9 protein-coding genes are annotated in these 12,757 nt (G+C 54.5%); 4 read left to right on the forward strand and 5 right to left on the reverse strand.

What is annotated here, in order from left to right; all coding sequences use genetic code 11:
* Positions 1-2: 2 nt before the first annotated feature.
* The gene (locus tag CGZ80_RS13085; protein ID WP_094415047.1) at positions 3-1,193 is read right to left on the reverse strand and encodes a hypothetical protein; all 1,191 of its coding nucleotides are present in this window, start codon (positions 1,191-1,193) and stop codon (positions 3-5) included.
* Positions 1,194-1,334: 141 nt separating this feature from the next.
* Between CGZ80_RS13085 and CGZ80_RS13090 the strand changes: the two genes are divergently transcribed.
* Positions 1,335-2,690, forward strand: coding sequence for a putative sugar nucleotidyl transferase (locus CGZ80_RS13090; protein WP_094415048.1), 1,356 nt, complete (start codon positions 1,335-1,337; stop codon positions 2,688-2,690).
* A gap of 26 nt (positions 2,691-2,716) precedes the next feature.
* Here the strand turns inward: CGZ80_RS13090 and CGZ80_RS13095 are convergent, their stop codons facing one another.
* From CGZ80_RS13095 to CGZ80_RS13105, 3 genes are all read right to left on the reverse strand, one after another.
* Positions 2,717-3,412 carry a transposase gene (locus CGZ80_RS13095; protein ID WP_198953686.1) on the reverse strand — a complete coding sequence of 232 codons (696 nt, stop codon included), beginning with the start codon at positions 3,410-3,412 and terminating at the stop codon, positions 2,717-2,719.
* A 97-nt stretch (positions 3,413-3,509) separates the two neighbouring features.
* On the reverse strand, positions 3,510-4,265 hold the full coding sequence (locus tag CGZ80_RS13100) for an NIPSNAP family protein (RefSeq protein WP_094415050.1): 756 nt from the start codon (positions 4,263-4,265) through the stop codon (positions 3,510-3,512).
* Positions 4,266-4,401: 136 nt separating this feature from the next.
* Positions 4,402-5,721 carry a Gfo/Idh/MocA family protein gene (locus CGZ80_RS13105; protein WP_094415276.1) on the reverse strand — a complete coding sequence of 440 codons (1,320 nt, stop codon included), beginning with the start codon at positions 5,719-5,721 and terminating at the stop codon, positions 4,402-4,404.
* Between the two features lie 249 nt (positions 5,722-5,970).
* Between CGZ80_RS13105 and CGZ80_RS13110 the strand changes: the two genes are divergently transcribed.
* From CGZ80_RS13110 to CGZ80_RS13120, 3 genes are all read left to right on the forward strand, one after another.
* Positions 5,971-6,249: a hypothetical protein gene (locus tag CGZ80_RS13110; protein WP_094415052.1), complete on the forward strand. Its 279-nt coding sequence runs from the start codon at positions 5,971-5,973 to the stop codon at positions 6,247-6,249.
* A gap of 181 nt (positions 6,250-6,430) precedes the next feature.
* Positions 6,431-8,191, forward strand: a complete 1,761-nt coding sequence (locus CGZ80_RS13115) for a DNA-methyltransferase (protein ID WP_094415054.1) — start codon at positions 6,431-6,433, stop codon at positions 8,189-8,191.
* Positions 8,192-8,196: 5 nt separating this feature from the next.
* The gene (locus tag CGZ80_RS13120; protein WP_094415055.1) at positions 8,197-8,889 is read left to right on the forward strand and encodes a hypothetical protein; all 693 of its coding nucleotides are present in this window, start codon (positions 8,197-8,199) and stop codon (positions 8,887-8,889) included.
* Here the strand turns inward: CGZ80_RS13120 and CGZ80_RS13125 are convergent.
* The gene (locus CGZ80_RS13125; RefSeq protein ID WP_158222683.1) at positions 8,886-12,749 is read right to left on the reverse strand and encodes a choice-of-anchor D domain-containing protein; all 3,864 of its coding nucleotides are present in this window, start codon (positions 12,747-12,749) and stop codon (positions 8,886-8,888) included. The two genes, CGZ80_RS13120 and CGZ80_RS13125, sit on opposite strands and share 4 nt — an antisense overlap.
* Positions 12,750-12,757 lie beyond the last annotated feature (8 nt).

The raw sequence follows: 12,757 nt of genomic DNA on the forward strand, positions 1-12,757 counted from the left end.
TCTTACCAAGCCGATCGGTGAGCTTGCTGGCGGTCGGCTTCCGTTTCAAAGCCCAACGTGTAGGGCTGATAGCCGAGCCGCGGATGGGCTTGCAGGGAACCAAACCCAAAATCGCGTGGGTCTTCACCACGCCGCGCAATCTCGACGGCAAGTGCGACGTCGCGGACTTCCGTACGGAGAACTTTCCGCGTCGGATGCATCGCTCGCCAAACGTAGGCGACCCTCTGATCGGAACGGTAATGCTGAAGCCACTCGGCGAGCTGCAACGTCGAATCGTGATCGATTTCTTTTCTTTGGTTCGCGATCGCCAACAATGCAACCGTTAAACGCGGTGGCGGTTCGGATACGCTGTTCAGCACCCGCCGACAATCCGTTTCCACCAGTTGCTCACAACCGTATCGCATTGCGATGCAAAGCCGGTCTTCGAGATTGACCTGTGTGTGGCACAAGTAACTTTCTAGTAGCCTCGTAAACACACGTTGCTCAGAGTCATGAATCAGTAGCGGACCTAAACCTTCGCTACGCAGCACAGCCAAGATGGCTTGTTGCTGCCGTATGTCTTGTGATGCATCCGTTTGTTCACAGCCACGCACCAACAACATGCTCCAGCGGATAGTGTCGAACGTGGCCAAGTGTTGTCCATCGAGCGTTGCTGCGAACGAACGTGTCCGATCGTTTGGTGGTTCAGCGATTAAAAGGCGTTCGCCGAACCGACGATCACGTTGCAAGATTTTCACGAACACCCGTCGAGCATCGTAGTCGCTACCGGCGTGCTCCCGAAAAATATCCCAGCCTGGCGGTTGAGCCTCTGGGTTGGTGGGCGATGTTAAAAACTGATCGAGCAATCGTTCTTGGCGTCGAATGACAATCAATTGTCTGAGCCGCAAACGGTTTAGTGCGGATTCCAAACTCGGATTCTGATCGTTTGGAAACGCAAGCTGTGTTTCGATCGCTAGCGCAGAATTCGCGTCGGCTTCGGCAAGTTCCAATAGTTTTTGAGACGCAATCGTACGTGTCGCGTAGGAATCGTCAGCCAACTGTTTGATTAATTCATTGATGACAGGGTCATTGCTCGGTTCGGATTCATTGGCCTGTGCCGAACAGACGATGAAAGCTGCATTGGTCAAGACGACCACGACGATTTGATGAGCAAATCGGTCGAGAAGGCGGCGGGATGTGGCGAGCTGTGACATAACGAGAACGTAGATTCATCCAGATCACCGATCGCCCATGTCGTCGAGAGCTATCTCGAAAACCTTATCGGAAGCATTTTCGACATCGGTTACACTCGTTCAATCGTTACAACCCCTACCCGTCAGAAAGCGAATTCGACGATGAAATTGATCTGTTTCGAAGACCAATTTGTCAGCCAATTGCAACCGATCACCTATGCGCGTCCGGCCTACGCGATCACCTGCGCGAGCTATCAACTGATCGATTGGCTGCGACTGTTGCCGGGTGAAATTTCTGTTTCGGTACGAAACTATTTAGCGGCGATCGAGCAACTCGATGCCGGGCTGGGGGCGCCGAACGATGAAGCGGTGCGTGGCGAAGACGTCTTGCTGGTTAACGCTCGGTTGGTTCCGCGTGTGGAAACGTTGTGGCACCTGCAAGCGATTGCCAAGTCGACTGTCAGTGGTGTGATCCGGTGTCCCGAGACTGGCGTGATTTTGGTCGCTCGACTTGCCAAATCAGAGACCGACGGCTTCCTATCAGTCGAACCAGATTCGGGTACCGAACAGACGCGTGAAGTCCCGTCGCCGTTTAAGAAAGCGGTTCGCAAACCTGCAGAAGGTCTACAGAAGTTGACGGGCGAATCGACGCTCGAGCACTTGTTTTCCAAGGCCGAGCAAACGGGCACGGCATCTTGGGGGATCAGTGCCAGCGACCTACCGGTTTTCAACTGGCCACATGAAGTCGTGTCGTGGCACATGAAGGAGATGCCGGCGGCGATGAACTACCGATTGGAACATGGCAGCTATACCGAAACGGATGACGGCGTATTCGTTGCCCAAGGGGTTTCGATCGGGAAGTATGCCGTGGTGGAAACGCATGACGGGCCAATTTTGTTGGACGACAATGTGAACGTCGGGCCGTTCTGCTTCTTATCGGGACCCGTGTATGCAGGCGCGGGGACGCGGGTGATCGAGCATGCGGCGCTCAAGGACGGCGTGGCTTTGGGACACACCGTGAAGATCGGTGGAGAAGTCGAAGCGTCGGTGATCGAACCTTACACCAACAAGCAGCACCACGGTTTTCTGGGACACAGTTACCTGGGCAGTTGGATCAACCTTGGTGCCGGAACGTGTAACAGCGATTTGAAGAACACCTATGGAAAAATCAACATCGAGTACGGTGGCGAGAAAGTTTCCACCGGCATGCAGTTCCTTGGTTGCATCATGGGTGATTACAGCAAGACTGCGATTAACACCAGCATCTTTACCGGCAAGGTGATTGGCGTGTGTAGCATGTTGTATGGCTTCGCGACGTCCAACGTCCCCAGCTTCGTCAACTACGCAAGGCTATTCGGGCAACAGTCGTTGTTACCGGCTGAGGTGATGGTCAACACCCAACAACGTATGTTCGCCCGCCGCAAAGTCCAACAACGCGACTGCGACATCAAGCTCATCCAAGACATGTACCACCTCACCGCCCCCGAACGCGACATCACCGACCCCTACAGCTTCTAAAAGGTGTCAGGTACCTTTTTGGGGGACTAGGTAATTTCAGTTTTGTTACCGGCGAACTTCTTTGGCCGTCCGCGTGGCCGCATTGTCATTTCCAAGTTGTATCGCCGGGCGATCGACTCGGTCCAACCTTCGTCGCCATACGGTGCGCCGCGTTCGACCGACCAACGCAGCTTTTTCAGCTCACGTTCGGACAGTTCCATTCGTACCCATTCGCTCCACTTGGGGCGACGTGCAATTGGCCAGCTCCCGAGCAGCGTTTTCTCTTTCGTAGAGCCATACTTCCAGCGAAAAAGGCTGCCCCAACGCCAATTTTCAGGGCTTTCGCAAAGCTGTGCAGTGAACGCGTTCCGCTCGACATAGCGGCAGACGGTCAGAAAGTGATCGTCGTCCTGGATCGGAAAGCTCTTGTACCGGCCTTGATAGAGATGCCCATGACCGGTGATTTCATAGTGGGCGTTGTATCGCTGCGTATGCGTCAGCGTAAGCCATTGGCAGAACCGTGACATCTCGCCATCGACATTCGGCCGAACCACCATGTGCCAGTGATTCGGCATTAAACAGTAGGCGAGCAAATCGACGTCTGACCGTGCGACCGCCTCCGCAAGGATCGCCTCGAAGGCCTCGTAGTCTCCGTCTTTGTGAAAGACGGTCTCACGGTGATTGGCCCGATTGAGAATGTGGTAGCAATGACCAGCAACATCAACGCGCGGTGCACGACCCATAGCACTTGACCCCAAAGATGAACTTGTGGTGGCAACGGTATAGGGTCAAGCTAGCGGAGTGAAATCACCTCGTCAACCAAAAAGGTACCTGACACCTTTATTGGATGGGTGAGTAGTCGGTGGGTGTCATGTAGATGGATTTGGGGCGTTCGGCGAGGCGGCCGACGCCGGATGCGGCTGCTGCTTTTTGCCACTCGGGATCGGACCCAAATGCACTCCATGATTGCTTTGCCGCTGCATCACTTTCGTGTTCGATGATGTAGATCAACGTGTCTTCGTTGGCGGGCGAATCGGTTGGGTGCCAGTATGCGACGGACTTGATGCCATGTTTTTCGAACAACGCGATGGTGTGATCGCGAAAGCGTGCATCGAGCTTTCCGAGTTTACCTTCGGCGGCTTTATAGACTCGAAGCTCGAATACGTCGTCGTCATCACCTTCGGCGTTTTGATACTCAGGTGAGTAATCGGTCAGTGTCATGTAAGTCGACTGTGGACGTTCGGCGAGTTGCCCGACACCCGATTCGGCAGCCGCTTTCTTCCACTCGGGATCTGCTAGGAAGTTCTTCCAGGATTCTTTTGCCGCGTCACGGCTTTCATGTTTGATCACATAGACAAGCGTATTCTTTGAGTCGTCCTCATCTGTTGGAACCCAGTAACCCATCGATTCGATACCATGCTTTTTAAACAGTCGCATGGTGTGGTTGCGAAATCGCGCGTTGAGCGCGTCGAGCTTGCCTTCGTTTGTCTTGTAGATTCGCAGCTCATAGACATCGGCAGAGCACGTTGCGGCGGTGGACAACAAGCTGACTGCGCTGAACGTAGCCAGTGCCAAAGATCGAAAGAGAGTCTTCATGGTGGGTCAGGAATGGTTGGGGGTGTGAAGCGGTGAACCCGTATTGTGTGCCATGTGGTCGGCGGCGGGGGCATAAAAAAACGCACGCCTCAAATTGAATCGAGACGTGCGTCTGGTTTGTTCAGGGATCAAATCGTTACGCGAACGGATCGTACTTTCCAGGGACTGGGACTGGGTACTTGCCGTCAGCGCCAGGTACTGTTGGCGGTGCGGTATCGAGCGTGTAATCATCGATACCAGGCGCCAGCTCGCGGCCTTTTTCCAGCAGCTCGTCCCAGCGAATCACTTTGCCGCTGTAGCATGCTTCACGTCCAAGGATGGCAGTGAAGGTCGACATCGCGCCGTACTCGCCTTCGTTGTAGATATCGCCGCGCATCAACGCTTCGATCAAGTCGTGTTGCTCTTGCTGGTGACCTTGTTGACGGTCGCCGCTGAAACGCCAATTGCCACTTCCGTTTGTGATCGACGAACCGGAAACGTCAGCGGTACCTTTGGTGCCGTGTGCGTACTCGGCAACATGGTTCCAGCCGCCGCTCAAGTGACGACCTTGGCTAAACATCTTGCTGCCGTCCGCGAAGGTGTATTCGCAGAACGTGTGGTCAAAGATTTGGCTCTTCGTTGCGTCACCACCTTCACGCATTTCACGGCCACCCATGCCGTTGCACTCGACAGGGTATTCGCCCTTCAACCAGCAACCGACGTCGAGGTTGTGGATGTGTTGTTCGCAGATTTGGTCACCCGACAACCAGTTGAAGTGGTACCAGTTGTTGCACTGGAAGCCCATCTCCGTTTGATCCTCGGTACGGTTGCGATACCAGATTCCGCCACCGTTCCAGTAGACACGCAGTGCGACCAAGTCACCGATCGCACCATCGTGGATGCGTCCGACAGTTTCCAAGTACTGTGCTTCGTGGCGGCGCTGAAGACCGATGCCGACCATCAAGTTCTTCTTCTTGGACTCTTCAACGCTGGCCAACACGCGACGAACACCGACGGCGTCCGAAGCAACGGGCTTTTCCATGAAGACGTGTTTGCCGGCGTTAACGGCGGCTTCGAATTGTTGTGGCTTGAACCCTGGAGGCGTCGCGATGACGACCAGATCGCAATCGGTGGCGATGACGTTCTTGTAAGCATCCAGACCGCTGAAGATTTGCTCGGCAGGTACGTCGACTTTCGATGCGTACTTGCCACGGTTACGTGACTTGAGCATGTCGACAACACCCGACGCTTTGCCTTCGAAAGCATCAGCGACAGCGACCAATTTGACGTTGCCTTTGGTCTCGAAAATATTCATGACCGCACCGGTTCCGCGGCCACCGCAACCGATCAAACCGACTTTGATTTCGTCGCTGCCTTGGGCGTGTGCCGATCGCGCGATCGTCCCGGCGAGCGCCGTTCCTGCTGCGGTGGCGGTCGAGGTCTTCAAGAAATTTCTTCGGCTGGGCTGGTTTTCCATCGGTTGTTCCTTTTCAGCAGTCAGTAATCCGCCTGGTGGGATCACAAGTGAGTCTGCGGGCCTGCGCAGGCGGCGGATTGTTGGGGGGATTAGTTCAAGGGGTAGACCAATTCACATCGGCGTATTGTAAAGGGAAATTCACCGGTTTTGCCTTCCTGCGACGGCATTTCAACCAAGGTTTTTTGATTTCCAGCCCGATTTGTGGTCGTATGACCGATCTGTCACATCCTTTATTCACGCGATCATAAAATGTCGTTGCCAATCGAAACGCCCGCCGATCCCCCACCCTCGATGGGATGTATTGTTTACATCGCGAAAACAGAAACGGGCGTAGCGGGACGCGTCGCAAATTTGCCGGGAATTGTGGTGACGGCGAGCAACGAACGCGACTTGATGCGGCAAATCGTGAAGCAATTCAAAGCCGAAGTCGCACCGATTTTTGCGCGAGGCGAACAGCCGACTTGGGTCGACCCGCTGCCGCAGCTTGCCGAGAACGAACGCAAAGTGTTTTTGCCGGTTCACCTTTAGCCCGTTTTCGCCAAGCGAATCCCCGCTGATGCAGCCGCATCTCTGGTCCGCTTTCGTCGTTCTGGTTGTCTGGCACGCTTGCTTTGGTCATCTGGCGCAACCGAACTCGCGTCGTTACACTGACCTCAGTGTTCGCGCTCGTCTTCAATGCTTTCCTCGACCCGTTCGATAGTCCTGCTTCGTGAAAAAGTCCACTCTCGCTGCAAATCAAGTCCATCAAGGCGATTGTGTCGAAAAGTTGAATCAACTGGAGCCGGGAAGCGTCGACCTTGTGTTCGCCGATCCGCCGTTCAATATCGGTTACACCTACGACGTCTATGACGACCAGCAATCGTGCGATGACTACTTGCAGTTCTGTCGCGAGTGGATCGGAGGCGTGCACCGCGCGCTCAAAGACGACGGCTCATTTTGGCTCGCGATCGGTGACGAATACGCCGCCGAACTCAAGGTCCTCTCACAACAACTTGGGTTCCATTGTCGTTCGTGGGTGATCTGGTATTACACATTCGGCGTCAATTGCGTACGCGGTTTCAGCCGTTCGCACACGCACCTGTTTTACTTCATCAAAGACCGCAACAAATTTACCTTTAACGGCGACAACCCGTTGGTACGCGTCCCATCAGCGCGGCAACTGGTGTATGCCGATGCGCGGGCCAATCCGAAAGGACGACTGCCAGACAACACGTGGATATTGCGACCACAAGACGCGCCGGAGATGGGGTTTAGCCCTTCACACGATACCTGGTACTTCGCACGAGTCGCCGGCACGTTTAAAGAACGCGAAGGTTTCCACGGTTGCCAAATGCCCGAGCAGTTGTTGGGCCGGATCATCCGGGTTTCCAGTAATCCCAGTGATCTCGTGCTCGATCCATTTGGAGGAAGTGGCACTACGTTGGCCGTCGCAAAGAAGCTTGGCCGTCGCTACATGGGCTTTGAGTTGTCCGAGGATTACGTCACTCGTATCGAACAACGGCTGGACGCGTGCAAACCGGGTGATTCGCTGGACGGCGCGGCCGATCCGATCAGCAGTGCACCGGCGACGCGTCAAGGAAAAAAACGCACCGAGTTCCGCGACGGACGACCCCTCATTCCGTTGGATGAAAAAATCACCGCAAAGGTCCAAGACGCATTCGAACGTGCTGCCTTGGTCAGTGATGGTGATTTTGACGCAGCGGAATCAAAGCCGAAGAAGAAAAAGAAAGGGAGAACGCTGTGCCATGCGTACGAGTTGCTGCTCAATCCCGATCGGAACGCGATGTTTGCCGAAGAGTGCAAGCAGGCCAAGTTGCTCGGCGACACAAGGATGTGGCTCGAGTATCTGTTGGAGCTTTCACGGGCAGGCAAGTTGGCTGACGAAGGCAATTGGAAGAAACAACCGTTGAAGCAAATCGACGCGAGTGCCGCGGCGGCTGAGATCGCGTTTCAAATGATGTCGGTCGACTATGCAATGTCGCTGGACACCATCATGTGCAGCCCTGATGCTGCGACCGAGTTTGAACAGGTCGCGTCGCAGTTCATTGGCGATGACCAAACACATGATTTTCGGGCGGCAATCTGGAGCTTGCATGAAGCGGCAAGTGATCCCAAAGTTACCCGCAAAGCGAAGCAAATCGCCGACGAGTTTCTGAATGCGGAACAACCAGAACTCGAACCGATCGAGTCGTTCTTAGAGCAAAACGAAGCCGCATCGTTGTCCGGCATTTACGCGATCAGTGATCAAGATTCGGTATTGTTCATTGGGCAATCCGAAGACGTCGTCGGTTACTTAAGTCATGCGATGCGGTCTTCGGGATGGCAGCGTTTTTCGCCAACCACCGTTCAGTATTGGCCAGTGGAAAAGCCGAGTGATGCGATCATCAAGCGGAGTTTGTTGATCACTTGGTTACGTCCTTGGTTGAACGCCCATTTCTTTTATCAACCGATTGCCACCAAACTGTTTTAGTGCCCATGGATCCTGAAACCAACGGACGGCAACGGCTGCAGTTGTCACAGGCAAATATCGTCGCTATTGCCATCGTGTTGGCTGTCGGTTGGGTCGGGGCCAATCGGATCGATCAACGACGGAACCAGTCGTCTTTTGATTCGATGATGATTCCGGACGTGCACGCATTAAAACAGGACCAGATCAAATGCGACCCGTTGCAGATCACGATCGACGCACCCGCAGACTTTACGTTCTATTCGGTCAATGAGACTCCGCCGGAGCTCTCAACGATTTCGTTTGTCAATCATCATGCCAAGCTGGTCGGCCGGATCGACAGTTTTGATCCTGCGAGAAGCGCTTGGCCGCCTCACCCAAGTTCTTTCCAGCCACATACCGCAGACCAGTTCAGCGATAACAAAGAATTGGAAAATGACGTGGTCGTCGATCTCGATCAACCGATTGATTCGTTGGCCTTCGGAACACTGACCGACAGTCGGCTACAGGTTTGTTCGGTGATGTATCAACACATCCAAGTGGAATGGGTCTCGCCGATGAAGAGCGCTTCGTGGCCGTTTCGAATTCACCAAGGTCGATGCGAGCTGGAAAACAAAACCCTATTGATCTCGGTCTTCGAATTGGATTCCAAAACACCGACACCGGTGTATGACCAAGGTCCGATCGCGGCGATCGCCGACGCGATCATCCCCAATGGCTAACGACGTAGCCGTCGGCGGAACTGGGCCAAGTCGGTTTGATCGATGTCACCGTCGGAATCATAGTCGAATTGCACTGTGTAGCCGCTCCCTGCCGGAGCGGGCAGCATCGCAGACTGAAAGGCCGCCAGATCGATCGCGTTTAAAGTTTGGTTACCATCGATATCACCAAACAACCGAAAGAACTGGTCATTCAAATTCACTTGCTGTCCTTCGAGCGTGCCAAAGTACACGTCTGACAACATCGTGAAAGAGGGATCGGATGCCGACTGGATCTGATTGGCATCGATGCGAAGTTCGTAAAACCCGTCGAACCATGTGCCCGTCTCGCCGGTGCTAGGATTAGACGCTGGGAATGTCAACCGAACCTCGGTTTTGTCGTCGATATCTGTCGCGAGTACGGTGGGATAGGGGAAAAATTGGCTTCGGTCAGACACCAATCGAATTTGGAAAGCCCGCGCGAGCGGTTCGTGTGTGATTCGTTGGTTGAAGCGAACGGTGATCGATTCGATTTGGCTGCGAGCCGACGAACCGTCATTGAGTACGATTTCATCGACAAGAACATCGTTAGCAGATCCCGTAATTGCGAAGCTGTAATTGGATTCGCTGGGGTCGTCGTTGTTGATCACGACGGTCGCGTCATAGTCGCCTTGGCCGATCGGGTTGAAGTCGATCGAAAAAGTCGTCGATTCACCCGGATCGATCGCGTTCGTACCGGCATCGCTGATGGAAAAGGCCGCCGCATCGGGACCTTCAATAGCGATCGAGTTCAAGTTTAGGGTGGTTAGCCCCAGGTTTTCGATACGAAACGTTTTTGAAATCGCGGGAGCACCGATCGAGGTGACTCCGAAATTGGTGCCGTCATCTGTCGAAGGACTCGAGTCGCCGTTTGCGATCGTTTGGTCTGACGAACCGACAACATTGATTTCTGGTCCGGCAACATCATCGTTGGTGATCACGCCGGACAGCATCGAATTCACGATCGGTCCGCCAGTGTTGTTGCTCACTACTAAACTGAAGGTCTCGTCGCTTTCGATTTGGAAATCTCCAGCGATGTCGAACTGGACGGTAGCGGTCCGTTCGCCGGCGGCAAAGTTTACGGTGCCACTTGGAAACGTCCCGCCAAAGTCTTCGGCATTGACCGGTGACGCGCCCGACGGGATCACTGTCCAGTCCACGGAGATGGCCTTGTCGATGAACCCGGTACGCGGGATCGAGAGGGTCGCGGTGGTGTTCCCCACATTGCCTTCGTCAAACATCCGTGGTGTGAACGTCGCATCAGTCGGGAGTGAAATCGAGACGGGGGTCCAACTGGTAAACTCTTGCTCGTCGAATCGTTGAAGGGTGACCCAATCGCTTCCGTCGACGAGATATTCAAAGACGGCATCCTCTCCTTGTTCGGTCGCGTTCAACCCGGGGCCGTTCGAACCTGCAAAGATGATGTCGAATTCGGCTTTGGCTCCCAGTGCTGGCGAGATCGGAATCGTTGTCGCTTGTCGTTGGCTGGGACCGTTGAAAAATAACGCGTTGCCGTCGGAATTTGGGAAGTTGTCTGCGGCGATTGCCGAAAGGATCGAATCCCAGTTCGTCGCGTCGATCGACGGGTCAAAGTCGTCTTGAAGCGATGTCCCCGTGATCGCAAAGTTATCGATCGCGAAGTTATCACCATTACTATCGTTGAAAGCGACTTGACGAATTCGGAATTGGGCATTGGAAATGAACGAGACAACCGACTCGTCATCGAGAATCGTTCCGTTGGCGGAGGATTGCTCGGGTGAAATAAGCGCCGTTTCGCCAGCAACGGGAAGAAGTTCTAACTGGTAAGTCTCGTCCGGTTCGACAACGTTGTCACCAGCGATCAACATGTCGAGGTTAGCTGTGGTTTGGCCGGGCGCGAATGAAACGATTCCGGTAGCGATCGAGACGAAGTCGCTTGAATCGGCAGGATGAACGCCGGTCGCAGTCCGTTTCCAGCCGATCGACTGTTGATTGTCAGCACGGCCTTCGCGGCGTACAAGGAATTGTTGTGTTTGTCCGCTCCCGAGATCGCCTTCACGTGTCGAGGCGTCGATTGCGGTGATGGAAAAGAGCGACTGTGATTCGAGCACGTCGATATCAACGTATCCATTGTCGATCGCGTATCCGCTGGGATCGCTGATGACGACACGGAACGATTCGGTGCCTTCGATTTCGGCGTCATCGACGATCGGTATCGACAGCGTCCCCATGCCGCCTACGACAGAAATTGTTTGGGTGGCGGTGATTCCGAAGTCGATTGATTCGGTTCCGTTTGGCGCAGGACTACTGGGGCGACTTTGCCGACGCGGCAGGATTTGAATTTCAAAGGTCCCGCTGCTCTGGTCACTCGTTGCCAGTTCAATGTCCAGCGATTGGCCTTCAACCACGCTTGACGTAGCAGCACTGATCCGCACGGTCGGTGCGGTTGCGTCGACGATCGTCCCATGGACACGGTATTGTCCGAGACTGCCATAGTCGCTGTATCCGCTTGGCGGTGAAACGTTGTAGGGGCGAATCGTCGGTTCGATCAGTTGGTCAGTGATTGGGTCGTAGGTTGAATCACGCGGGGCACCGTCCAGTTTTAGAAAGTACTCGCCCGCATCCAAGGAAAGCGTGCCAAACGAAGCGGACAGTGTCGATGAGGGGTTGGCATCGGTGATGAATTCGCCGTTGGAATCAAAAAGTCCCGCCCACACATCAAGGTTCGGCTTGTACCCGGTCACGTCGACATCCAACGTGACGTCGCCGCCTTCGGTCGTGAAACGCAGCCAATCGACATCATCGTTTGTTTCGATGATTCCGAAGGCCTCGATAGAAGTCTGACGAACGAGCATGGCGGTGGCATCGGTACGAACGTCAGCATAGTCATCGTTGACGAATGGAAAGTTCGCGTTGCCGGTGATGATCGCTAGGTCGTCTTCGTTGGCAAGCGTCGCATCGAAATAATTTCCATCGCTCCATTGCGTTGTCAGTTTGCTGAATGGGGCGCCCATGATCGGTCCCCAACTTGTGTCGCCCGATCCGTGTCCCGAGTAGTACGTGTTGCTGCCGTTGCCGTCGTGATGAAGTCCCAACTGATGGCCAACTTCATGGCTAACCGTCTCGCTGCCTGCTTTTAGGCCGCTGTTGTAAACGATGGCCGGTTCGTCTTGCGAATCGTCAAAGGCGCCGATGTAGGCGTGTCCTCCGCATCCGCAGTCGGTAAACGATTGCTTCGTCATGACAACGCGGGTTCCCCAACGAGTGTCTGAGGTTCCGTTGTAGCGAAGGTCGTCCAAGTCAGATGGCTCTTCGGTGGTGACGTCGACATCGAATGGCGCGAAATCCTCCGTCACCACTTGCCAGATCTCCTGGATCAATTGCAAGCGGTCATCTGAAAAGCTGCTCCCGTCGCCGCCCCAATAATCCGGGTGCACGATCTCGCCGATTCCGTACGCAGAATTCCAGGTTGTGCCGACGGTGACGTGGCCATCAAAATCCAGATAGATCGTGAAGTTTGAATCGGGGCGACTGTGAAGTTTGAACGTTTGGTCGAGTGCAAACGGGGCGGCACCGACCGCGGGGCTATCCGCACCCGTGTCAGCTGGTAACCCATCAGGCCGACCATCTCCGTGATCGTCATCGGCGTCGGTCAACACCGCGATCGCCTGAATCGGCGGGACAGGACGCCCAGGCTCGAGCGGCCCATAAAACATCTTGATGATGCGAGGATCGGTTTCAAAATCGAGGACTTCAGTTCCGCCTGCGATTGATGCGGCGAGTACCCGTCGAGATTCCAGTGATTCAAGACTGGAACGACGAAATCGAACCTGTCGTCGCGAAGCCGACTTACGAAGACGTTTCATGGAAGCAG

The organism is Rhodopirellula sp. MGV (assembly GCF_002251265.1).
In the GTDB taxonomy this organism is placed as follows: Bacteria; Planctomycetota; Planctomycetia; order Pirellulales; family Pirellulaceae; genus Stieleria; species Stieleria baltica_A.